At 66.0% G+C, this 20434-nt stretch carries 27 protein-coding genes; 19 read left to right on the top strand and 8 right to left on the bottom strand.

Annotation, left to right across the window (positions count from 1 at the left end; translation table 11 throughout):
* The first annotated feature begins 52 nt into the window (after nucleotides 1–52).
* The 12 genes from GRI47_RS09520 to GRI47_RS09465 all read left to right on the top strand — a co-directional run bounded on the left by GRI47_RS09520 (nucleotide 53) and on the right by GRI47_RS09465 (nucleotide 9766).
* Nucleotides 53–2008: a hypothetical protein gene (locus tag GRI47_RS09520; protein WP_160661006.1), complete on the top strand. Its 1956-nt coding sequence runs from the start codon at nucleotides 53–55 to the stop codon at nucleotides 2006–2008.
* 36 nt (nucleotides 2009–2044) lie between these two features.
* The gene (locus GRI47_RS09515; protein ID WP_160661005.1) at nucleotides 2045–2629 is read left to right on the top strand and encodes a flagellar basal body-associated FliL family protein; all 585 of its coding nucleotides are present in this window, start codon (nucleotides 2045–2047) and stop codon (nucleotides 2627–2629) included.
* A complete protein-coding gene (locus GRI47_RS09510; RefSeq protein ID WP_160661004.1) occupies nucleotides 2626–3534 on the top strand; it encodes a FliM/FliN family flagellar motor C-terminal domain-containing protein in 909 nt (302 codons plus the stop codon). The genes GRI47_RS09515 and GRI47_RS09510 overlap by 4 nt, the downstream gene beginning before the upstream one ends.
* 1 nt (nucleotide 3535) lies before the next feature.
* Entirely contained in the window at nucleotides 3536–3859 is a 324-nt protein-coding gene (fliN, locus tag GRI47_RS09505; protein ID WP_160661003.1) for a flagellar motor switch protein FliN, read from the top strand.
* Nucleotides 3859–4164, top strand: coding sequence for a flagellar biosynthetic protein FliO (locus tag GRI47_RS09500; RefSeq protein ID WP_160661002.1), 306 nt, complete (start codon nucleotides 3859–3861; stop codon nucleotides 4162–4164). The genes fliN and GRI47_RS09500 overlap by 1 nt, the downstream gene beginning before the upstream one ends.
* The gene (gene fliP, locus GRI47_RS09495; protein WP_160661001.1) at nucleotides 4161–4949 is read left to right on the top strand and encodes a flagellar type III secretion system pore protein FliP; all 789 of its coding nucleotides are present in this window, start codon (nucleotides 4161–4163) and stop codon (nucleotides 4947–4949) included. The genes GRI47_RS09500 and fliP overlap by 4 nt, the downstream gene beginning before the upstream one ends.
* A gap of 7 nt (nucleotides 4950–4956) precedes the next feature.
* Entirely contained in the window at nucleotides 4957–5229 is a 273-nt protein-coding gene (locus GRI47_RS09490; RefSeq protein ID WP_067682916.1) for a flagellar biosynthetic protein FliQ, read from the top strand.
* A 10-nt stretch (nucleotides 5230–5239) separates the two neighbouring features.
* On the top strand, nucleotides 5240–6025 hold the full coding sequence (fliR, locus tag GRI47_RS09485; RefSeq protein ID WP_160661000.1) for a flagellar biosynthetic protein FliR: 786 nt from the start codon (nucleotides 5240–5242) through the stop codon (nucleotides 6023–6025).
* Nucleotides 6022–7188, top strand: a complete 1167-nt coding sequence (locus GRI47_RS09480) for an EscU/YscU/HrcU family type III secretion system export apparatus switch protein (protein ID WP_160660999.1) — start codon at nucleotides 6022–6024, stop codon at nucleotides 7186–7188. The genes fliR and GRI47_RS09480 overlap by 4 nt, the downstream gene beginning before the upstream one ends.
* Before the next feature lie 62 nt (nucleotides 7189–7250).
* Nucleotides 7251–8612, top strand: coding sequence for a flagellar filament capping protein FliD (fliD, locus tag GRI47_RS09475; protein WP_237452662.1), 1362 nt, complete (start codon nucleotides 7251–7253; stop codon nucleotides 8610–8612).
* A gap of 1 nt (nucleotide 8613) precedes the next feature.
* Complete coding sequence (locus GRI47_RS09470) at nucleotides 8614–8982, top strand: flagellar protein FliS (RefSeq protein ID WP_160660997.1); 369 nt, start codon at nucleotides 8614–8616, stop codon at nucleotides 8980–8982.
* Between the two features lie 169 nt (nucleotides 8983–9151).
* On the top strand, nucleotides 9152–9766 hold the full coding sequence (locus GRI47_RS09465) for a response regulator transcription factor (protein ID WP_160660996.1): 615 nt from the start codon (nucleotides 9152–9154) through the stop codon (nucleotides 9764–9766).
* Nucleotides 9767–9796: 30 nt separating this feature from the next.
* Here GRI47_RS09465 and GRI47_RS09460 read toward each other — a convergent pair whose 3' ends face one another.
* The 8 genes from GRI47_RS09460 to GRI47_RS09425 form a co-directional block, all read right to left on the bottom strand.
* A complete protein-coding gene (locus GRI47_RS09460; protein ID WP_160660995.1) occupies nucleotides 9797–10534 on the bottom strand; it encodes a sigma-70 family RNA polymerase sigma factor in 738 nt (245 codons plus the stop codon).
* Nucleotides 10531–12657 (bottom strand): flagellar biosynthesis protein FlhA, encoded by a 2127-nt coding sequence (locus GRI47_RS09455; protein WP_160660994.1) that lies wholly within the window; start codon nucleotides 12655–12657, stop codon nucleotides 10531–10533. The genes GRI47_RS09460 and GRI47_RS09455 overlap by 4 nt, the downstream gene beginning before the upstream one ends.
* Complete coding sequence (locus GRI47_RS09450; protein WP_160660993.1) at nucleotides 12654–13514, bottom strand: transglycosylase SLT domain-containing protein; 861 nt, start codon at nucleotides 13512–13514, stop codon at nucleotides 12654–12656. The genes GRI47_RS09455 and GRI47_RS09450 overlap by 4 nt, the downstream gene beginning before the upstream one ends.
* Nucleotides 13515–13586: 72 nt before the next feature.
* Nucleotides 13587–13922: a hypothetical protein gene (locus tag GRI47_RS09445; RefSeq protein WP_160660992.1), complete on the bottom strand. Its 336-nt coding sequence runs from the start codon at nucleotides 13920–13922 to the stop codon at nucleotides 13587–13589.
* Nucleotides 13919–14203, bottom strand: a complete 285-nt coding sequence (locus tag GRI47_RS09440; RefSeq protein ID WP_160660991.1) for a flagellar biosynthesis anti-sigma factor FlgM — start codon at nucleotides 14201–14203, stop codon at nucleotides 13919–13921. Before GRI47_RS09440 ends, GRI47_RS09445 begins: the two co-directional genes overlap by 4 nt.
* 79 nt (nucleotides 14204–14282) lie before the next feature.
* Complete coding sequence (locus GRI47_RS09435; RefSeq protein ID WP_160660990.1) at nucleotides 14283–14819, bottom strand: flagella basal body P-ring formation protein FlgA; 537 nt, start codon at nucleotides 14817–14819, stop codon at nucleotides 14283–14285.
* 70 nt (nucleotides 14820–14889) lie between these two features.
* Nucleotides 14890–15318 (bottom strand): hypothetical protein, encoded by a 429-nt coding sequence (locus GRI47_RS09430; RefSeq protein WP_160660989.1) that lies wholly within the window; start codon nucleotides 15316–15318, stop codon nucleotides 14890–14892.
* Complete coding sequence (locus GRI47_RS09425) at nucleotides 15315–16022, bottom strand: MotA/TolQ/ExbB proton channel family protein (RefSeq protein ID WP_160660988.1); 708 nt, start codon at nucleotides 16020–16022, stop codon at nucleotides 15315–15317. The genes GRI47_RS09430 and GRI47_RS09425 overlap by 4 nt, the downstream gene beginning before the upstream one ends.
* A gap of 223 nt (nucleotides 16023–16245) precedes the next feature.
* Between GRI47_RS09425 and flgB the strand changes: the two genes are divergently transcribed.
* Genes flgB through GRI47_RS09390 form a run of 7 tightly spaced genes read left to right on the top strand, consistent with a single transcriptional unit; the run spans nucleotide 16246 to nucleotide 20432 of the window.
* A complete protein-coding gene (gene flgB, locus GRI47_RS09420) occupies nucleotides 16246–16593 on the top strand; it encodes a flagellar basal body rod protein FlgB (protein WP_067682945.1) in 348 nt (115 codons plus the stop codon).
* A 3-nt stretch (nucleotides 16594–16596) separates the two neighbouring features.
* Nucleotides 16597–17001: a flagellar basal body rod protein FlgC gene (flgC, locus tag GRI47_RS09415; RefSeq protein ID WP_160660987.1), complete on the top strand. Its 405-nt coding sequence runs from the start codon at nucleotides 16597–16599 to the stop codon at nucleotides 16999–17001.
* Nucleotides 17001–17294, top strand: a complete 294-nt coding sequence (locus GRI47_RS09410) for a flagellar hook assembly protein FlgD (protein ID WP_160660986.1) — start codon at nucleotides 17001–17003, stop codon at nucleotides 17292–17294. The genes flgC and GRI47_RS09410 overlap by 1 nt, the downstream gene beginning before the upstream one ends.
* A gap of 48 nt (nucleotides 17295–17342) precedes the next feature.
* Complete coding sequence (locus tag GRI47_RS09405) at nucleotides 17343–18155, top strand: flagellar hook-basal body complex protein (RefSeq protein WP_160660985.1); 813 nt, start codon at nucleotides 17343–17345, stop codon at nucleotides 18153–18155.
* 49 nt (nucleotides 18156–18204) lie between these two features.
* The gene (locus GRI47_RS09400; protein WP_160660984.1) at nucleotides 18205–18945 is read left to right on the top strand and encodes a flagellar basal body rod protein FlgF; all 741 of its coding nucleotides are present in this window, start codon (nucleotides 18205–18207) and stop codon (nucleotides 18943–18945) included.
* Nucleotides 18946–18963: 18 nt separating this feature from the next.
* Nucleotides 18964–19752 carry a flagellar basal-body rod protein FlgG gene (flgG, locus tag GRI47_RS09395; RefSeq protein WP_067682169.1) on the top strand — a complete coding sequence of 263 codons (789 nt, stop codon included), beginning with the start codon at nucleotides 18964–18966 and terminating at the stop codon, nucleotides 19750–19752.
* An 11-nt stretch (nucleotides 19753–19763) separates the two neighbouring features.
* Nucleotides 19764–20432 (top strand): flagellar basal body L-ring protein FlgH, encoded by a 669-nt coding sequence (locus GRI47_RS09390; RefSeq protein ID WP_160660983.1) that lies wholly within the window; start codon nucleotides 19764–19766, stop codon nucleotides 20430–20432.
* The last annotated feature ends 2 nt before the right edge of the window (nucleotides 20433–20434 follow it).

Below are 20434 nucleotides of genomic sequence, written 5' to 3'. Positions count from 1 at the left end.
ACGCTTCTTGATAGAATATCCGTGACATTCACACGGATACGAGAAGACCACTATGAACGCCGCCGCGCTCTCTTTCCTGACCTCGCTCGAAACGCCTTCCAAGCTCAGCTTTTCCGCTGAATTCTCGGCTGAGGGTGATGCGGGCGATAGTGCCGGGAATGGCGCTTTTGACGGCTTTGCCAATCTCCTCGACCAATTGGTCCAGATCGCCCCGGTAGACGCTGCGATCCCCGCCCTGGGCGCGGACGCGCAGGACATGCTGGCCGTGGCGGACACGGAAAGCGGCAAGGGTGGCGGCAAAGCGAGCGGCAAGATCTTGCCGGTTTTGCCGGTGGCCTTGCCGGGGCTCCTGCCGCTGCAAATTTCCGCACCCGCCGGGGACGCTTCGGCTGCCAATGCCGGGACCGTGGCCGAACTGCCCGTTGGCCGCCTCGACATGGCGCGCTTCGCTCAACCGGAACGGAGCCTCCTGCCGTCGCAGATTACCGTGCCCGCAGAGGGCGCTTCGGCTGCCAATGCCGGGACCGTGGCCGAATTGCCCGCTGGCCGCCTCGACATCGCGCGCTTCGTCCAGCCGGAGCGGGGACTCCTGCCGCTGCAACTTACCGTCCCCGCGGAGGGCGCTTCGGCTCCAAAATCCGGGACCGTCGCCGAATTGCCGGTGGGACGCCTCGACATGGCGCGCTTCGCCCAACCGGTCGCAATCCCCCAGCAGGTTTCCGTTCTCTCGCATCCCTCGCTGGCGAAAACCGAACCGAAGGACGCGGCGCAGCCTGATGCCGTATCGATCCAGCCGAAGCCGGTTGCGGACGCGCAGATCGCGCGCGCCATCGGCGGTCTCGTCGATCCCAAGGCGGCGGCGCCGGTTACTGCCACGGTGGCACCTTCCGCTTCGCCGATCACGGCACAGGCCGTGGCGAGTGCTCCGGTATCGATCGCCGCAATGCCTGCCGCCTCGATCGAGCGCGCGCCGATCGCCGCGATCACCATCGCCGCCCGCCCGACCACGACGGTTTCGGTCTCGGCCCATCTCGAAACCGCCTCCGCCAAGACGCTTCCCGTGGCGGCCAGCGACACGGCGCGCGCCATTCTGGCCGCGAAGGACGCTGCGCCGAACGACATCGCGCCGAAGGATATGGGCCCGAACCCGGCGCCCGCAGCAATCCGCAAATCCGTTGCCGTTTCCCAAGCCTCCGCGCAGGCGGTCGCCGCCGTTCTGCCCGCAAGCGCGGTGAAGGGCGAGGCCAAGCCCGCTCCGACCGTGCAGGCCGCCGCGATTGCGACGGTCGCAGCGTCCTCATCGGAAGGCGAGCCGGAGACCGCGCGCCCGGTCGAACCCGTCCAGGCTAGCGCGCGCGTTGCCGCCCCTGCCGACGCCATCCGCCCCGAACCTGCGATCGCCGCTTCGGTTGGGCAGCCCACCGCGCCCATGCAGACCGAAGCCGTGACCCGCGCCGCCGACCTTGCCCGGCCCGACGCCTTCGCCGCCATCGATTCGATCGCCCGCATGGTCGATCGCCTTTCCGCCGCGCGCGATTTCGGCGTGGTGCCGACCGCGGCGCTGGCGGTGATGCACAAGGAATTCGGCGAGCTTTCGATTGCTATCGACCGCATCAGCGACACGCTCCAGGTCGAAGTCGCGGCCAAGGATGGCGAGGCGCAGCGCGCGCTTGCCGCCGCGCTCGCCAATGACCGCGCCGCCGCCATGGCGGGCGATCGCACCGTGCAGCGCAGCGCCGAAGCCCAGCAGAACGGCGGCCAGAATACAGCGCAGAACGGGGGTCAGAACACCGGTCAGAATAACGGGCAGACCACCGGCCAGAGCAATGGCCATGGCGCGAACGCCTCCGCCGCCGACACGTCCGGCCAGGCCGCTTCCGGCAACGCCCATTCCCAGCGCGAGGGGCAGGGCCGCGAGCGCAGCCGCGCTGACGGCCAGCCGCTCCACGCCCGCAATTCCGCCGCTTCCGACCGTCAGCCCACGAGCGACGACGGTCGCTACGCCTGATCCGCACAACACGATTCCGAAGAACAGGGATAAATCATGTCCGACGCCAAGACCGATACCGCAGAGCCCAAGAAGAAGGGCGGTTTCATGAAGAAGGCGCTGATCGCGATCGTCCTCTTGGGCGTGGGCGGCGGCGGCACCTATGGCGCCTTCGCCATGGGGATGCTGGGCAATGCCGCCCATGTAGAGGAAGACGACACGCCCAAGCTCGTCCTCAAGGGCGAGGAAGATCCCTATCCCTTCGGCGCTGCCGAAGGCGAGAAGGACAAGGTCGAATTCGTCCCCGGCAAGGGCGGCAGCAAATATCGCACCGCCTATTACAATTTCACCGACGAGTTCACCTCCAACCTCGCCGGGGGCACGGCGCTGGTGCAGGTCAGCATCGCCGCTTCCACCAATTATGACGGCCGCGTGCTGATGTGGTTGCAGGAGCATGAAACCGCGCTGCGCTCGCGCGTGCTGGCCGAACTGGCCGCCACCGACGAGATGAGCCTGATCGAGGTGCACGGCAAGGAAGAGCTGCAAAAGCGTCTGACCAAGGCGATGAACGAGGTGCTGGAGGAGCGTGAAGGCTTCGGCGGCGTCGAGAACGTCTATTTCCGTTCCTTCATCGTCCAATGATCTCTGAAAGCTTCCCCAATACGGCCCAGGCCGCGCGCGCTGCCCGTCATTGCGACGAGCTGTTGAGCCGCGCCGCGACGCCGATCGACCTCGAAGCCGAATTCACGCGCTTCGTCCGCCAGATCGCCGATCAGGCCCAGCCTCTGCTGGCCGAATTATGCGACAATCGCGGGCTGACGGTGACGATGGGTTCGGTCGCTTGCGCGCCCGCGGCGGACTGGCTGGCCCAATTGGGCGCAGGCGGGCTCCACGGCTTCTATTCGCTCGGCCAGGACAAGCGCGGCGCGCTGGTTTCGACGAGCGTCGGCGAGCTGGTCGCCCAGTTCGAACGTATCCTGGGCGGCACGGGCGAGGTGGACGAGGATTGCCACACGCTACCTTCTTCGGCGGCCTGTTTCGCCCGCCAGTTCGAAGCCAAGATCGCCTCGCTGTTGCAGCGCGCCAGCGACCGCCGCGAATTCGCCATCAGCTCGACGGGCGAACACGCGCATGAGATCATGCCCTTTGCGGGTAACGACAAGGTCTGGACAGTGGTCCTCACCGCGACGCCCAAGGGCGCGGCGAGCAGCTTTTCGATCCGCTTCGCCCTGTGCCAGGCCACCTTGAAAGATCTGGTCGGCGCGCGCGCGGTATCGCCCGCCACCGGCCGCTCGATCGGCGCGCGCGGCCTCGACGGGTCGGCGATCGGCCATGTCGAACTGCCGCTGCGCGCGGTGCTGGTCGACGTGCCGATGGCGATCTCGCGCATCGCGCAGCTGACCGAAGGGTCGATGATCCCGGTCGCCATTCAACGCAACGTGCCGGTCCTGATCGGCAACACCACGATCGCCCATGGCAGCGTCGGCGAGCTCGACGATCGCGTCGCCATGGAACTCACGCAGACGAATTTTACGGGGAATTTCTGACATGTCCTTTTTGAACGACGGCTTCAGCCTGATCCAGGATATCGACGTCCGCCTGACGGTGGAACTGGGCCGCAAGAACATGCGCTTGCGCGACGTGCTTGCCCTGGGCGAGTCCAGCGTGATCGAGCTCGACCGGCTCACCGACGACCCGTTGGATATTATGGTTAACGGCAAGCTTATCGCCCGCGGCGAAGTGGTGGCGCAGGGCAATCGCTTCGCCATCCGCGTGCTCGAACTGGTCGGCGCTTCGGGCGATGCCTCGTCGGAACGCCGCGCCCCGCCGATCAGCGCCACCCCCATCCAGAACGTGGAAGAAGCCATCTGATGTTCTGGTACATCCTCAAGCTTCTGGTCCTGCTGCCGCTGATCGGCCTCATGATCTGGGGCACGTTGAAGCTTGCCAAGAAGATGCAGGGCCAGTTCGGCGCACCTGCGGCGGGCACCAAGGCGGTGCGGATCGTGGAGACGACGATGCTGTCGCCCACGCTGCGCCTCGCGGTGATCGAATTCCACGGTCGCGAAATCCTCGTCTCGACCTCCAAGGGCGGCCTCACCCGCCTCGCCGAAGCGCCCGCCCGCCCCGCGGAAAACCCGGACGAAACTCCGACCTCGCAGGAAATCGTCCAGTGATCGCGCGTCTTTTCAAGGCGGGCGCGGCTGTCGTCGCACTGAGCTACCCCGCGCTCGTCAATGCGCAGGTCGGCGCCGCGGCCGTCACCGGGGGCGATACCGCCGTCTCGGGCGCTCTCGACCGCGCGTTCGGCCAGTTGTCGGGTGCCGGTGGCGAACCGTTGAGCCTGTCGCTCCAGCTGCTGCTGGTGATGGGCTTGCTGACGATCCTGCCCGCGCTTCTTCTGATGATGACCAGCTTCACGCGCATTATCGTGGTGCTCGCGATCCTGCGTCAGGCCCTGGGCCTTCAGCAATCGCCGCCCAACCAGGTGCTGATCGGGATCAGCCTGTTCCTGTCGCTCTTCATCATGGCGCCGACGCTGGAGAACGTGAACCAGAACGCGATCGCGCCCTATTCGGCGGGCCAGATCGGTGCCGAGGTCGCGATCGAGCGGGCGGGCGACCAGTTCCACGGCTTCATGATCCGCCAGACCCGCGAATACGATCTCAAGATGTTCGCCGATATCGCGGATGCCGGGCAGTTCGCGTCGCCCCAGGACGTGCCGTTCTCGATCCTGCTGCCCGCCTTCGTGACCAGCGAATTGAAGACCGCCTTCCAGATCGGCTTCATGCTGTTCCTTCCCTTTCTCGTAATCGACCTGGTCGTTTCCAGCGTGCTGATGAGCCTCGGCATGATGATGATGAGCCCGATGATCGTTTCGCTGCCCTTCAAGCTCCTGCTCTTCGTCCTCGTCGACGGCTGGGCGCTGCTGATGGGTTCGCTCGCCTCAAGTTTCGGATGATCTGACAATGGATGAAAGTGCCCTCCTCCTCTCGATGGCCGATCGCATGTTGTGGATCGCCGCGCTGGTCGCCGCGCCGATCCTGCTGGCGAGCCTCGCCATCGGTCTGGTGATCGGCCTCGTGCAGGCCGCGACCTCGGTCAACGAACAGACCCTGACCTTCGTCCCGAAGCTGGGTGCGGTGGCTTTCGTGCTGGTGATCCTCGGCGCGTCGATGATGGCGCTGGTCGGCGATTTCACGCAGGACATCTTCGCCGAAATCGCGCGGATGGGCGGCTGAGACCAGGCACGTGATCGGGCTCGATTTCGGACTTGGTGCGCTTGAGCAGGACATGTGGCGGGTCGTCTTCCTGATGACGCGCCTGGGTGCCGCTCTGCTAGCCGCGCCGTTTTTCGGTGCCTCCGCCGTGCCCGTCGCGGTTCGCGTCACGATGACGGGGGCCTTGGCCATCTTCGTATCGATCTGGATGCCCAACGTGCAGACCCCCGAAGCCCTCATCAGCGCCGAAGGAATGCTGGCGATCGCGGGCGAGGTGATCGTCGGCCTCGCTCTGGGCTTCGTCCTCCAGCTCGCCTTTGCCGCGCCCACCGTGGCCGCCGAACTGATCGGCGGGGGAATGGGGATGAGCATGGCGATGACGACCGATCCCGGCTCGGGCGGCACGACCACCGCGTTCGGCCAGTATTTCATCATCGTGCTGACGCTCATCTTCCTCGCGACGGGCGCGCACCTCCATTGGATCGCTCTCGTAACCGAAAGCTACAACGCCTTTCCGCCCGGCCAGACCTGGCTCGGCCCCGACCGCTTTGCCGCCATTGCCGGTTTCGCCAGTTTCATGTTCGAAACCGCGCTGAGGATCGCGCTGCCCGTCACGCTGATCCTGCTGCTGGTCCAGGTGCTGACCGGCATTCTCAGCCGCTCGGCCCCCTCGCTCAACCTGTTCGCGCTCGGCCTGCCCGCGGGCGTCCTCGCCGGGCTCGCGGCGCTGATCATTTCCGCCCCGCTGATCTATGACCAGTTCACCGGTCTCGTCGCCGATGGGCTCGACGAGACGGAAAGCGTGCTGGACCGATGAGCGAGCAACCGGCAGGCGAAAAGACTTTCGCACCGACTGAAAAGCGGCTGACCGATGCCGCGAAGAAGGGCGACGTCCTCCGCTCCAAGGATGCGGGCACGGCGGTCGTCATGCTGCTCGGCGGTGCCTGGCTCGCCTTTGCGGGGCCCTGGCTCCTGGGCGATCTCCAGGGTCTGGCGCGCGAAGCGTTCCAGTTCGACGTGCGCGACCTGCGCGATTTCGGCCCCGGGACGCTGTTGATGGAAGGGCTGTTGCTGACCGTGCCCGCCATCCTCACGCTGGCGGTGCCGGTCATCATCGTCACGCTGATCTCGCAGCTCGCCTTCGGGCGGGGGCGCTTCGTGACCGACAATCTCAAGGCCAAGGGCAATCGCATCAATCCGCTGAACGGGTTGAAGCGCATGTTCGGACCGCAGGGTGCGATCGAGATGGGCAAGGGCCTGCTCAAGATCATCCTTCTCGGCGCGATCGCCCTGTGGTGGTGGTATTCCAGCATGGAGACGTTGATCGGGCTGGGGCGGGGCAATCTGTCGGCCCAATTGACCGCTGCCTGGGATGCGATCGTATCGCTGATCTTCGCTCTGTCGGGCGGGCTCGTCATCATCGCGCTGGTCGATCTGCCGATCCAGTGGGTGCGCCAGCAGGGCCGCCTGAAGATGACGCATCAGGAAATGCGCGACGAGAACAAGGAGAGCGAAGGCTCGCCCGAAATGAAGGCCGCGCGCCGCCAGCGCCAGCGCGATATCGCCACGGGGTCCGTCGCGGGTGCGATGCGCGATGCCCAGTTCGTCATCACCAACCCGACCCATTTCGCCGTCGCGCTGACCTACGACCCGCTGAAGGCGTCCGCGCCGATCGTCCTTGCCAAGGGGCGGGGCGACAAGGCGATGGCGATGAAGGAACTGGCGCGCGAGATGGAACTGCCGACGCTCGAATATCCGCAGCTGGCGCGCTCGGTCTATTACACGACGCGCGAACGCCAGGTGATCTGCGAGGATCTCTACGGCGCGATCGCGTCGGTCCTCGCCTATGTCATGAGCCTCAAGCGCGGCGAAACCCCGCTCCGGCCCGAAATCGACGTGCCCGAGGCGCTGCGCTTCGACACCGAAGGGCGCGTATCGGTGGCTCCGGCGGTTAATCAGGGGGCGGCAGCGCCGTTATAGATGCCATGAATGTCTCCGCATCCAATATCGCCAATTCGCTGGGCATAGGCAGCGGAATCGACATGACAGGGCTCGCCTCGCAATTGGCCGAGGCGCAGTTCGCGGGGCGCAATGCGCGGCTGACGCAGAAATCGGAAACGCTCGAACGCCAGATCTCGCTTGCGGGATCGATCCGCAGCTCGCTGAGCCAGTTCGCCAGCGCGCTGGGCGATCGCCTCCGCACGGGCGATCTGGCGCCCACGCCGAGCATCACCAATTCCGCCGTCGCCAAGGTGTCCGCGCCCGTCGGAAGCCAGGGCAAGGGCATCTATTCGCTCGAGGTGACGCAGCTCGCCAAGACGCAGACCATGACCACCCCGACCTATGACAGCTCGACCGCGAGCGTCGGGGCGGGGACCATGACGATCCGGTTCGGCGCGACCACCAATGCGGGCTTCACCGAAGATACCGCGCGCACGCCGCTCGAACTCACCTTCGCGCCCGGCGCGACGCTTGCCGAGGTTGCAGGCGCGATCAATTCCCAGAACGCCGGGCTTTCGGCCTATGTCGCCCAGACCGATGCGGGCGCCCAGCTCGTCATCAAGGGAGCGGAAGGCGAGAAGAACGGCTTCGTGATCGATGTCGCCGAGGATTCTGCCGAACCCGGCCTGTCCTCTCTTGCCTGGCGTCCCGGTTCCGATCCCGCGCGGCTGGTGCAGGCTTCGGCCGATGCGAAATACACGCTCGACGGGATCGCGCGAACCAGTGCCAGCAACACGATCGCCAGCGCCGCCCCCGGCCTCTCGCTCGAACTGACCGCCACCAATGTGGGCGCGCCCGCGACAGTGACCTTTTCCAATTCCAAGCCCGCGCTGATCAGCGTGATGCAGGACATCACCGGCGCGCTGAACGAAATCGTGGGCTCTTTGCGCGAAGCGGTCGATCCCAAGAGCGGCGACCTTGCGCGCGACACCGGCGCTCGCGGGCTCAGCCGCACGCTTTCGGGCCTCGGCACGATCGAGATCATGCCCAATGCGCCTGCCGGATCGCCCCGCACGCTCGCCGAATTGGGCCTGTCGATCGGTCGGGACGGCAGCTTCACGCTCGATACCAAGCGCCTGACCGAAGTGATCGAACGCGATGCCGCCGGCGTCTCGGCCATGTTCACCACCGGGATCAACGGCGTCTTTTCCACCATCGACCGGATCGCCCGCGCGAACACGACATCGACCGATCCCGGCTCGCTCGGCGGATCGATCGCGCGCTACCAGTCGCAGGCCAAGACCGTGGATCGCGATCTCGAAAAGCTCACCGAGCAGATGGAGACGCTGCGCAGCACGATGGTCGCGCGCTTCGCCAAGGTCGACAGCAAGGTCGCCGCATCGCAATCCACCCTGTCGTTCCTGCAATCGCAGATCGACGTCTGGAACGCACAGAAAGACTGATATGCTGGCCCGCACCAAGCCCCGCGACGCCTATCGCGAAGCCGATTTCGACGCGCGCCTCATGGGCAGCTCGCGCGAGAACCTTGTCCTGTTCTGCATCGAGGATTTCATCCAGACGCTCGGCGCGCTGGAATTCGCGGAGATGCGCGGCGATCGCGCGGCGCGCAGCCGTTCCCTGACCCGCGCGATCACCGCGCTGACCGCGCTCGAACTGGGCGTCGATCGCACCGCGCCGATGGCGGACAGTCTCCTCCAGTTTTACGGCGGGGCCAAATTGCTGCTGCTGGATTCGATCCGGGAGATCGACCTTTCGCGCATCGCGGAACTGCGCCAGGACTTTCGCGACGTCGCGGTGGCGTTCGCAGCGTAGACGCCAGGCTGTAGGAGCGCGGGATGCCCCGAGAGGGGGATGAGGGCAGGCCAATACTTGCAATTACGTAAATCTACGAAGGACGTATTCTTGACGTGCCTTATCGGGTAACCATGCGTTCATGACTGGCCGGCGAACGCTGGATGGCGCGCGGTAGGGGTACGCAGAGATGCTCAAGATTTTCGTCATCGATGCGGATGCGGCGCGCCGTACCCAGATCGGTCGCGTTTTGACGGAGCAGGACGCTCACGCCGAACCGTTTGAATCGCTGGAAGAGTTCGCGCAATACACGGCTGCCGACGGGCTGATCCTGGCCCACGACCGGGATGATGTGATCGACAGGCTGATGACCCATGTCGAGCGCACGTCCTGCCTTCCGGTGATTGTCTATTCCGAAGCCCCGAATCGCGTGACGATCGTGCGCGCCATGCAGGCGGGGGTCGCGTCCTATCTGGCGCTGCCGTTGGCGGCCGAGGACGTGATGGCGGAATATCGCCAGATCGCGGCGGAATTGCCCGCTCGGATCGAAAAACGCCGCCGCGTCGCAGAGGCGCGCGCGCAACTCGAACGGCTGAGCCGGCGCGAGCATGAAATTCTCGTCTGTATGCTCGACCACGGAACCAGCAAGGCGATCGCACGCCATCTCGGGATCAGCCCGCGCACGGTGGAGGCGCATCGCGCCAACCTGATGACGCGGCTGGATGTGGCGAGCACCAATGAGGCGATCCGCATCGCCGTGGAAGGCGACGCGATGAGCATGATCGGATCGGCCAAAACCGAGTAGGGCCGCCCCCGGATAGGGCGGAACGCGCGGTCAGTCTTCGTCCGACCCGGCGATCTTCAGGCGCAATTTCTCGAGCGCCGAGGATTTAAGCTGGTGAACGCGCGGCACGCTGATATCGAGGATGGCAGCGATTTCGGTGAGGTTCAGCTCCTCGACGAAATGCAGCTTGATGATGAGTTGCAAGCGCTCGGGCAGGGCGGCGATGGCCGCGATCAGCGCCTCGCGGTCCTCCATCTGCAACAGACCGGCCTCGGCATCCGGTTCCTCGCTGCCGAAAGCGGCATCGCTGTCGGAATACATGTCGTCGATCGAATGGGTCGAAGTGGCGAGTTGCATCCGCGCCTCGTGCAGTTCGTCGAGCGAGAGGCCGAGCGCGCGCGCCAGTTCCTTGGGCGAGGGATCGCGTTTCAGCTGGTCGCGCAACTCGTCCGCCGCGCGCTCGATCCGGCGGCCGAGCGCCGCTGCCCCGCGCGCCAGGTTGGACTGGCTGCGCAGGAGATCGATCATCGCGCCGCGCACCCGCATCTTGGCATAGGCGGCGAACCCGTCATCATTGGGCCGGTCGTGGCGCTGGGCGCATTCGGTCAGCGCGATCAGGCCCGCCTGTTGCAGATCGTCGACATCGAGCGATCCGCCGCAGCTGCTTTCGTAATACCACGCCAGCTTGCGGACCATGGGCATGAACTGGGCGATGCGCGCAGTCGCGTCAGTGCCATAGGCTCGCTTCGCGGTCGATTGCGCGGTGAAGGAGGAATGGTCGTGCTTCATGCCGCGAGTGTCTCCATTTCGGGGCTGTAGGCGGTGGACTGGACGCCAGGATCGGAGGTCGGGATTTCAGGGCTTTCGCCACCGATCACCGCGATCACCTCGATCGGCTGTGCGGAAGGAAGTTCGTTGATCGAAAGCACCACCACTCCGGGTGCGCGCAGCTTCAGCAGACCGGCCAGCGCGCGGCGGGCGCGGGGCTGGACGATCAGGGCCGGGGCCGTGGCGTCGGGATGGCGCTGTTGCAGAATGGCGCCGATGCGCTCGCCGATCGACCGGGCGAGGTCGGGCTCGATGATGATCTCGCCGCTCGCCGGATCCTGCATTCCGCCGACCACCATCTCTTCGAGCTGGGCGGCGAGCGTGATGACGGGCAGTTTGGCATCGGGCGGGCAGATATCGCCCACCAGCATCGATCCGAGATCGGCGCGGATGAGGTCGATCAGGCGTTCGTGTTCGTTGGTCTGCTGCGCGGCCTGGGAGAGGCTGGAGAAAATGCGCAGCGCGTGGCGCAGCGAAATTCCGTCGAGCAGCAGCGATTTGAGTACCCGCGTCAGCGCGGCCAGCGACAGCGGCTGCGGCGTGACCGTCTCGATCAGCTGGCCATGGCGGCCACGCAGGAAATCGACGAGGTCGCGCACCTGGTCGGGGCCGAGGAGATCGGCGGCGCGACCGGCGAGCAACTGGCTGATCTGCGTCGCGATGACGCTTTCGGCGTCGACCACCAGATAGCCTTCCGCCACGGCGAGGTCGCGCGATCCCGCCTCGATCCAGAGCGCCGGGCAGCCGAAGCTGGGATCGACCGTCGCTTCGCCCGGAACGGCGTGGCTGTGCATGACTTCGCCCGTATCGATGGCGAGCAGGCGGTTGGCGCGCAGTTTCCCGCTGCCGATCGGCGTCCCGCCGAGCGTGATGCGATAGCCCTCGGGATCGACCTCGAAACTGTCCTCGATCCGGAAGGGCGGGATGACGAAGCCGAAATTCTGGCACATCTGCTTGCGCAGGCCGGTGAGCCGCGCGATCAGCGGGGCGCCGTGCTTCTCGTCGGTGAGATGGATCAGGCCATAGCCGAGCTGGATCGTCACCAGCGTCTGGTCGGTGACTTCGTCGATGGTGATCTTCGAAGGATCGGGCGCGGCGACCGGCTCGACATAGGCTTCCTGGATCGCCTTGCGGTTCTTGAGGCCGCGCCACAGCAGGAACGCGCCACCCGACAGGGGCAGGAAGATCATCTGCGGCATGGCCGGAATGCAGCCGATGGCGAACAGGATGCAGGCGACCGGCAGCCAGATCTTGGGATCGGCGAACTGGCCGCCGATCTGGCCGGTCAGGTCGCGCGTGTCGGAGACGCGGGTCACGATCACGGCGGCGGCGATCGAGAGCAGCAGCGCCGGGACCGAGGCGACCAGCGCATCGCCCACCGCCAGCGTGACGTAGAGCGCGCCCGCCTCGCCAGCGGACAGGCCGTGGCTGGTCATGCCCAGCACTAGCCCGGCGATGACGTTGATCAGCAGGATCAGCAGCGCGGCGACCGCATCGCCTTTCACGAACTTGCTGGCACCGTCCATCGAACCGTAGAAATCGGCCTCGGTCGCGACCTCGCGGCGGCGGGCCTTGGCCTCCTCGGCGGTCATGAGCCCTGCGGCGAGATCGCTGTCGATCGCCATCTGCTTGCCGGGCAGGGCATCGAGCGTGAAGCGCGCGGACACTTCCGACACGCGGCCCGCGCCCTTCGTCACGACCATCAGGTTGATGATCATCAGGATGAGGAAGACGAAGATGCCGACGGCGAAATTGCCGCCGATGAGGAATTCACCGAACGCCTCGATCACCTTGCCCGCCGCCGCGCCGCCTTCATGTCCGTTCAGGAGCACGATGCGGGTCGAGGCGACGTTGAGCGCGAGCCTGAGCAGCGTCGCGAACAGGAGCACCGAGGGGAAGCTGGAGAAATCGAGCGGCTTCTGCGCGTTCATCGCCGCCATCAGGACCGAGACCGACAGCGCGATATTGAGCACGAAGAACAGGTCGAGCAGGATCGCGGGGATCGGCATCACCATCAGGAGGATGATGGTGAGAATGCCGATCGGCAGCGCGAGCGCCGGGCTGAAGGCGTTGCGCAATGTCATAGTCCGAAGGCCTTGAATTTACCGTAGGCCGCGGCGACTTTCTGTGTCGCGCGGTTGGAGATGGGATCGCTGCCCGCGAAGGTCGCTTTCAGCGTTTCCGCCATGGACGGGCGCGGGGCGGGGCCGGATGGGGCCGGTGCGGGCGCCTGGCCGCCATTGGCGAAGGCGGCGCTGTGCGCGGTATAGCGGGCGGGCGGTACGAAGCCTGCGAATTGCGGGTTGCTGGCGGAGAAGGTCTGCGGGAGCCCGTCCTGCCCGTAAGCGGCGGCAACCTTGTCGCGCATTACCTGCATGACCTCACCGACCGAGCGCGGGGCGCCGCCCGAATAGAAGATCGATCGATTGGCGCTGGCCGCCTGCGGCATCAGCGCGGCGGCGGACTGGTTCGGATTGCTGTCGAGCGCGCCGAGGAAGCGTTGCGCGCCGCCGAGGCCGAGGAAATGGGCGAGGTAGAGTTCGGGCGGTTGCGGTTCGCGCCCGAGATGGGCGCGCAGGCCATTGGCATTGTCGCGCGTCAGCTCCGCAGCCATCAGCGATGCGGTGTCCGCATCGTAGCGCAGCGAGAGCAAATGCGAGCGCGTGGTGGGATCGGCGACGCGGCCACCGGGACCGATCGCATCGTCCGCCCAGGCCATGCCGTGCTTCGCCCCATGCCGATCGAGCGTGTTGAGCCAGGTGGAATCGATGAACTGATAGAGGCCCGACGCGCTGGAGGTCCGCGCCTTGGCCGACGGGTCGAGCCCGGATTCCAGTCGCGCCTGTGCGACGAGATAGTCGAAATCGACTCCCGTACGCTGCGCCGCCTGCGAGATCGCGGACTGGACGCTGCTGGTCTGGACTGGACTGACAGTGGGCACACGGCCTCCCGGTTTGGCTTACCGGGCAGTGTCAGCAAGAGGCGTGCCAATCAGAGCGGCACGCGAAAGCGGTCAGGCGTGTGCGGCCATGTAGGCGGCGCGGGGGGCGGCGGCATAGGCCTGGCCCGAACCGGTCAGGGCGCTGAGGCGGTTCTGCACATTGGTCGCGATGAGATTGCGCAGGCGGCGGTTGATCTCGTTGAGGCGCTTGACCGCGTCGAGCAGGCCGAGGCATTCCTCGTCGAGATCGCCGCGCTCCACCGCTTCCAGCTTCTCGCAGATCTGCATCTTGCCCGAAGTGCAATTGGAAATCCGGTCGAGATCCATGGCGGCAAGCGCCTGCCGTTCGCCTTCGAGCAGGGCAAGCATTTGCCGCAGCGTGGTGAGAACTTCCTTGGTGCGGCTCATCGCGCGATCTTCCCGTAAAGTTCAGCCGCGATCAGCGCATCGGCGATCTGGGCTGGGACGAGGGGGTATTTGTCGGTTTCAAGCGCCTTGCGGATTTCTTTCACCCGATCCTGGTCGATCGGGGCGGACGATCCGGCAGTCGAGACCGAAGTCGAAATGGGGGCCTGTGCCGATCGGGGGTCGCTTGCCGCTTTCTGCGAGGAGGCGGCGCGGCCGGCAGGAGTTACGGCTGCGTTGGCACGCGCAATTGCTCCTGAAAGGTCCACTGATCCGATACGCATGGTAACGCTCCGCTGTCTGTTCGATCAGTAGAACGGCACCGCCAAACCGATTTTAACGGCCCGGCAATCTTTTTTGCCGCTACGGCAATTCCATGCCGACCTGACCGGGGCGCAGCACCTGGGCGCGCAGCACCGCTTTCTTCTCGCCCACGGGCCTGATCTTGATCCATTCGCCCATGGCACCCGCTTCCAGCGCCTCGCCCTGGCGCGTCAGCGTGAAGCCGCTGCCGCGTGCAAGGATGGTCACGCCTTCGCCGCGATTGACGATGGTTTCCCCGGAAAAACCGCCCGTCTGCGCGCTGCGGCGGGCAGGGGTGGATGCCGCACCGTCGACCGCGACATAGATCTTCCAGCCGTTTTGGGGACAGGTCACCTGGACCGAACGCTGGTCGCGGCCGAACCAGCTCAGATCGAGCGGGCCGGTGCACGGGTCGAGTCGCAGGCGCCGGTCGACCGGCAGCTTGGCGCCGCCCGGCTGGCCCTGCGGCGCACCGGTGAAATCGGCGACCGCGCGGTCGATGATCGAGAGGTCCATCGGGGCCGCGGCCAGGACCGGGGCGGCGAGGAGGGCAAGCCCGAGGGGGGCGTGCCGAAGCGGGAAAGAATGAAGGCGCATGGCGGATCCTTTGCGTGAAAGGGATATGCGCGAGTATTAGCAAGAGCCGTGCCAGCGCTGGCATCAGCGGTCAGGACGCGCCTTCGTAACCGATCACGACCAGCGTCTCGGCCTCCTGCGCGGGTTCGATGACGAGGCGCGGGCGTGCCCCTGCCTCTTCCAGCGCGGCCATCAGGCGTTCGGCCCGGCCCATCGCCGCGCCGCGCCCGTCCGCGGGGAAGCGGACGATCGCGGTGACGCTCTGGCGATCGTCGGTCCGCGTCTCCGCCAGCCACTTCTTGAGGTCGAGCCCCGGGCCGGGACGGAACACCGCCATCCCCGAGCCTTCGACGGCATGAGGGGTGGGAGTGGGAGTAGGCGCGGGCTCGGATTCCTGCGGGGGCGGCAGGTCGCCCGACAAGGCCGGTTCGGACACGGTCGCCTGTGCAGTGACGAGGAACAGGATCAGCGCCAGATCGGCGGTGATCGTCTGCCAGCCCGATCCCAGACGCGCGATCACGCGGCTTTCGCCTTGGGCGTCTTTTCAGGAGAAGCGTCGCTTTCGCCCGAATGCGGAGCGGCCTTGCCGTCGATACCGCGCAAACCTTTCTCGAGCCAGTCGAGCACGGCATCGCGGTCACGCTCTTCGGCCCTCGCCCGGCGCTGGACCGCGTTGGAGAGCGGGGCGAACAGGAAATTGGCCGCGAGCAGGCCGTACAGCGTCGTCACCACCGCCATCGCGATCGATTCGACCAGGCCACCCGCCGCAGCACCGGCGACCGCGCCCGTGACCGCGCCGCCACCGCGCGACGATCCCAGCGCGATCAGCGTGCCAGCCAGACCCATGACCGGCGCAAGCTCGGCCGCGCAATCGAGAAAGCGGACCGCGCGGCTCGCGATGTCGGCGCGGCGGCTGCGGTATTTGCTGTGCTCGTCATGAAGCGATGCCGCCGAACGCTGGCTTATCAGGATGTCCGCCAGCCGGTCGAATTCCTGATCGCCGAAATGGCGCGGCTCGGCGCGCAGGAAACCGTCGCTCGCGATCTCGGTGATCTGCTTGGCCACTTCGGCCTTCGCCTGGACGGGGTCGAAGGCGGGCTGGACGAGGCCGCGCACGGTCGCGAACGCGAGGCGCGCATCGACGAGGCCGCAGCGCAGCACGGTGGCTGCCAGCGTACCCAGAAAGACGATGCCGATCGCGATCGGATCGAACCAGTGTTGCATGTCGGGCGAACTCCCGTCGCGTAAAATCTCGAGCGGAAGAACGGCCTTGAAAACCGGCGATTTACCCCGTGGCCGACATTTGCCGCCTTCCGGCAAACCCTTGCCGGTAAAGGTGCCGGCTTGCCGCCTCGGGACCCCCTTGGCGGTTTTGGCACGCCTGTTGCTTACCCCTTTCGCGCAATCAATCGCGCCTGGATCGTCCGGGCAGTATCGGGAGGCACATATGAGCGAAGGACTGTTCGGTATCCACGGCGCCGCCCTGGAAATCCGGTCGCAGCGCATGAGCGTGCTCGGCTCCAACATCGCGAATGCCGCCACACCCGGCTACAAGGCGCGCGACGTCGATTTCGGCAGCGCGCTTCAGGCGCGGCTCGGCGGCGTCGAGGCCGAGCGGGCCAGCGAGGGCGCGGTCAAATATCGCATCCCCACCATGGCGAGCCTCGATGGCAATACCGTCGAAATGGCGACCGAGCAGACCGCGTTCGCGGAAAACGCCGTCGCCTACACCGCCACGCTCAACTTCCTGCGCGGACGGGTCGAAACCGTGACTCGCGCGATCAGGGGAGAATAAGAGATGCCCGGTCCCACCTCCTTCTTCGACATGGGCCATCGCGCCATGTCCGCACAGCTCGTGCGCATGAATACGGCGGCGTCCAACCTCGCCAATGCGGGTTCGGTCGCGGGCAGCGAGGCGCAGGCCTATCGCCCGATGCGCACCGTCTTCGCCGAGGAACTGAACACCGCGACGGGGATGTCCTCGGTCCGCGTCGGCGGGGTGGTGCGTGAAGATGTCGCGCCGATCCGCCGCCACGATCCGGGCCATCCCTTGGCCGACGAGAACGGCGATGTCTGGGAAGCCCCGGTCGATGAGAACGCCGAGATGGTCGAGATGCTCGAAGCCTCGCGCCAGTATTCCAACATGGTCGAGGCCCTCTCGACCGCCAAGCAGCTGATGCTTGAAACGATGAGGATGAAATAATGGTCGCCATCTTGAACAACCCCGCGATCTCGAACGCGGCATCCAGCGGTTTGGGCCAGACCCAGGGCCGCGGCATGGATTCGCTCGGCCAGGGTGATTTCCTCAAATTGCTGACCGTGCAGATGCAGCAGCAGGACCCTTTCGACCCGGTCGATAACAAGGACATGCTGGCGCAGATGGCCCAGTTTTCCGCGCTTGCCGGATCGGCCGAAACCAACGCCCAGCTCGAGATGATCGCCAAGAAGCTCGACCAGCTGATCGACACCACGAAATCCGCACAGACTGCCGCCTGACCTTTTCCCGGCCTTTGCGCCGCCCCCTATCTTAAAGGAGTATCGTCCATGTCCTTCTATACCTCGCTGAACGGTCTCAAGAACGCGCAGACCTCGCTCGGCACCATCGCCCACAATATCGCAAACTCGGAAACCTACGGCTTCAAGCGGAGCCGCACCGAGTTTTCCGAAATCGTCGCCGGGACTTCGCTCAGCAATCCCAAGATGATCCAGGGCATCGGCGCCTCGGTGAAGTCGATCACGCAGAACTTCTCGCTCGGCCCGGTGGAACAGACCGGCTCCGCGCTCGACCTCGCGATCACCGGTGACGGGTTCTTCACCACCCGCTCGCCGATCGACAACACCACGCAATATACCCGCGCCGGCTCGTTCACGCTGAACGGCCAGGGCGAGATCGTGGACTCGGGCAACAACAAGCTGCAACTCTTCCCCGTCGATGCGAACGGGGCGGTCACCGGCAACACGCTTCAGGATGCGGTGCTGCCCGCACAGAACGCCAATGGATCCGATTTCGTCGGCGTGACCGTCGATAAGGTCGGCACCGTCTCGGCCTCCTATGCCGACGGGACGTCGGAACCGGTCGGTGCGATCGCGCTTGGCTCGTTCATCTCGCCCAACGGCCTCAAGAAGATCGGGGACGCCAACTGGGTCGCCACCGGCCTTTCCGGCGGGGCCAATTACGGGACGGGTGGTTCGGGTGCGTACGGGAAGATCGCCTCGGGCGCGCTCGAGCGTTCGAACGTCGATATCGCGGAAGAACTGGTCGGGCTGATTACCGCCCAGCGCAACTTCCAGGCGAATGCCAAGGCGATCGATACCGCCACCCAGATCTCTCAGACCGTCATCAACCTGCGGACCTGATCCTTCGCGGGAGCCCGGCTGACCGGGCTCCCGCAATCGGAGAATTGCAATGGATCGCCTGATCTACACCGCCTTGTCCGGCATGAGAGCCTCGATGGATCGCCAGCGCGTGGTCGCCAGCAACATGGCGAACGCCAACACGCTCGGCTTCCGCGCGGAACTGCTCGACCAGAGGCCCGTCACTCTGAAGGGGATGCCCGACGAGGCGCGCGCCATGCAGACCGCCGCCGTGCGCGGTGCGGACATGGCGCAGGGCGAATTCATCGAAACCGGCAAGGCACTCGATATCGCGATCGCGAACGAAGCCTTGATGGCCGTGCAGGCGGAGGACGGAACCGAAGCCTATACCCGCCGCGGCGATCTTTCGATCTCGGCCACCGGCCTGCTCGTCAATGGCGACGGGCGCACGGTGATGGGCGATACCGGCCCGATCACGATCCCGCCCGGCGCCAATCCGCAGATTTCGCCCGATGGGACGATCACCGTCGCCAACCTCGCCGCGCCCGACGCGCCGCCCGCCGAGGTCGGCCGCATCAAGCTCGCCACCTGGCAGGGCTCGCCGATCGCCAAGGGCCTCGACGGCCTGTTCCGCGTCGAAGGCGGCGGCATCCTGCCGACCGACGAGGAAGCGACGGTGCAAGTCGGCGCGCTCGAACAGTCCAACGTCAAATCGACCGAGGTCCTGGTCGATATGATCGATGCGCAGCGCCTGTTCGCGATGCGCAGCAAGCTCCTCTCCACCGCCAAGGATCTCGACCAGAGCGGCGCGCAACTGATGCGCCTCGGTTAAACGAAAAGGGATTAGACCATGCCCACTTCCGCACTCCAAGTCGCCCGCACCGGCCTCGAAGCGCAGGATTCGCGTATGCGGGTCATCGCCAACAATCTGGCGAACGTCGGCACCACGGGTTTCAAGCGCGACCGCGCGAATTTCGCCACGCTCGCCTATCAGGACGCGCGCGTCGCGGGCCAGCGCAGCTCGGGCGAGACGGCCTATGCCACCGGCCTCAATCTGGGCACCGGTGTCGCGGTCCAGTCGACCAGCCAGATCATGACGCAGGGTACGCTCAACACCACGTCGAACGCCTTCGACCTGGCGCTGGACGGTGACGGCTATTTCCAGATCGAAATGCCGGGCGGACGCACCGCCTACACCCGCGCGGGCGATTTCACCCTGTCGGCGGAAGGCCAGCTGGTCACCCAGCAGGGTTACGCCGTCCAGCCTGCGATCACCGTACCCGAAGGCTCGACCGCGATCTCGGTCTCGCCCGACGGTATCGTCTCCGCCACGCTTGCGGGCGAAGGGGAGCCGGTGGAACTCGGCCAGATCCAGGTCGCGCGCTTCACCAATCCGGCGGGTCTCCAGGCGATCGGCGACAATTTCCTCGTCGAGACCGGGGCCAGCGGCGCTGCCGAACTCGGGCCGGGCGGCGAAGCCGGGCGCGGCAATATCCGTCAGGGGATGCTCGAAGGATCGAACGTCAACATCGTCGAGGAACTCGTCGAGATGATCGAATGCCAGCGAGCCTACGAAATCAGCTCGAAGATGGTTTCCGCCGTCGACGAGATGCTGCGCAACGCCAACCAGACCCTGTGAGGACCAGCCCAATGAACGCCCCCGTCAAAGCCTCCGTCCTTGCTCTGCCGCTGGCGCTTTTGTGCGCCGCTTGTGGGGGTGTCGATGCGCGTCCTGTCGGGTTCGAGGCGGCCCTGCCGCCGCCGCCCGCGCCGCCATCCTATGTCGCGTCGGGCGACGGGGCGATCTACAATGCCAGCGCCGGTTACGCGCCGCTCTATTACGGCAACCGCGCCTCGCGCGTGGGCGATCTCATCACCGTGGTTCTCGTCGAACGCACCCAGACCAGCAAGTCGGCCAGCGGCAACACCAAGCGCGGCGGCAGCGCCAGCCTAGACCTGCCCGCCTTCGTGCCCATCGACCCGGCCGACCTTAATGCGGGCGCCAATGCGTCGTTCAAAGGGGCAGGGGACGCATCGCAGGCAAGTTCGATCCGGGCCGACCTGACTGTCACCATCGCCGAGGTCCGTCCCAATGGAACGGCCCTGGTGCGCGGGGAAAAGCTGATGAAACTGAGCCAGGGAGAGGAGTGGGTGCAATTGTCCGGCATCGTCCGCCTGGCCGATATCGACCAGGACAATCGCGTCCCCTCCATCCGTGTCGCCGATGCCCGCATCGCCTATTCGGGAGCCGGCGCCGTCCAGCGTTCGGGCCGTCCGGGCTGGCTGTCGCGCTTCTTCTCCGTCGTGACCCCGTTCTGAGG

The organism is Qipengyuania pelagi, from assembly GCF_009827295.1.
Taxonomy (GTDB): Bacteria; Pseudomonadota; Alphaproteobacteria; order Sphingomonadales; family Sphingomonadaceae; genus Qipengyuania; species Qipengyuania pelagi.
This window is presented reverse-complemented; position numbering and strand designations above follow the sequence as displayed.

Excerpts from the sequence above, each read along its gene's own strand:
- flgG (WP_067682169.1), top strand. The coding sequence starts at position 18,964 with ATGCCCACTTCCGCACTCCAAGTCGCCCGCACCGGCCTCGAAGCGCAG.
- GRI47_RS09515 (WP_160661005.1), top strand. The coding sequence starts at position 2,045 with ATGTCCGACGCCAAGACCGATACCGCAGAGCCCAAGAAGAAGGGCGGT.
- GRI47_RS09435 (WP_160660990.1), bottom strand. The coding sequence starts at position 14,819 with ATGCGCCTTCATTCTTTCCCGCTTCGGCACGCCCCCCTCGGGCTTGCC.
- fliN (WP_160661003.1), top strand. The coding sequence starts at position 3,536 with ATGTCCTTTTTGAACGACGGCTTCAGCCTGATCCAGGATATCGACGTC.
- flgB (WP_067682945.1), top strand. The coding sequence starts at position 16,246 with ATGAGCGAAGGACTGTTCGGTATCCACGGCGCCGCCCTGGAAATCCGG.
- GRI47_RS09500 (WP_160661002.1), top strand. The coding sequence starts at position 3,859 with ATGTTCTGGTACATCCTCAAGCTTCTGGTCCTGCTGCCGCTGATCGGC.
- GRI47_RS09390 (WP_160660983.1), top strand. The coding sequence starts at position 19,764 with ATGAACGCCCCCGTCAAAGCCTCCGTCCTTGCTCTGCCGCTGGCGCTT.
- GRI47_RS09520 (WP_160661006.1), top strand. The coding sequence starts at position 53 with ATGAACGCCGCCGCGCTCTCTTTCCTGACCTCGCTCGAAACGCCTTCC.
- flgC (WP_160660987.1), top strand. The coding sequence starts at position 16,597 with ATGCCCGGTCCCACCTCCTTCTTCGACATGGGCCATCGCGCCATGTCC.
- GRI47_RS09410 (WP_160660986.1), top strand. The coding sequence starts at position 17,001 with ATGGTCGCCATCTTGAACAACCCCGCGATCTCGAACGCGGCATCCAGC.
- GRI47_RS09455 (WP_160660994.1), bottom strand. The coding sequence starts at position 12,657 with ATGACATTGCGCAACGCCTTCAGCCCGGCGCTCGCGCTGCCGATCGGC.
- GRI47_RS09460 (WP_160660995.1), bottom strand. The coding sequence starts at position 10,534 with ATGAAGCACGACCATTCCTCCTTCACCGCGCAATCGACCGCGAAGCGA.
- GRI47_RS09440 (WP_160660991.1), bottom strand. The coding sequence starts at position 14,203 with ATGCGTATCGGATCAGTGGACCTTTCAGGAGCAATTGCGCGTGCCAAC.
- GRI47_RS09465 (WP_160660996.1), top strand. The coding sequence starts at position 9,152 with ATGCTCAAGATTTTCGTCATCGATGCGGATGCGGCGCGCCGTACCCAG.
- GRI47_RS09445 (WP_160660992.1), bottom strand. The coding sequence starts at position 13,922 with ATGAGCCGCACCAAGGAAGTTCTCACCACGCTGCGGCAAATGCTTGCC.
- GRI47_RS09510 (WP_160661004.1), top strand. The coding sequence starts at position 2,626 with ATGATCTCTGAAAGCTTCCCCAATACGGCCCAGGCCGCGCGCGCTGCC.
- GRI47_RS09400 (WP_160660984.1), top strand. The coding sequence starts at position 18,205 with ATGGATCGCCTGATCTACACCGCCTTGTCCGGCATGAGAGCCTCGATG.
- GRI47_RS09425 (WP_160660988.1), bottom strand. The coding sequence starts at position 16,022 with ATGCAACACTGGTTCGATCCGATCGCGATCGGCATCGTCTTTCTGGGT.
- GRI47_RS09405 (WP_160660985.1), top strand. The coding sequence starts at position 17,343 with ATGTCCTTCTATACCTCGCTGAACGGTCTCAAGAACGCGCAGACCTCG.
- GRI47_RS09470 (WP_160660997.1), top strand. The coding sequence starts at position 8,614 with ATGCTGGCCCGCACCAAGCCCCGCGACGCCTATCGCGAAGCCGATTTC.
- GRI47_RS09480 (WP_160660999.1), top strand. The coding sequence starts at position 6,022 with ATGAGCGAGCAACCGGCAGGCGAAAAGACTTTCGCACCGACTGAAAAG.
- GRI47_RS09490 (WP_067682916.1), top strand. The coding sequence starts at position 4,957 with ATGGATGAAAGTGCCCTCCTCCTCTCGATGGCCGATCGCATGTTGTGG.
- fliD (WP_237452662.1), top strand. The coding sequence starts at position 7,251 with ATGACAGGGCTCGCCTCGCAATTGGCCGAGGCGCAGTTCGCGGGGCGC.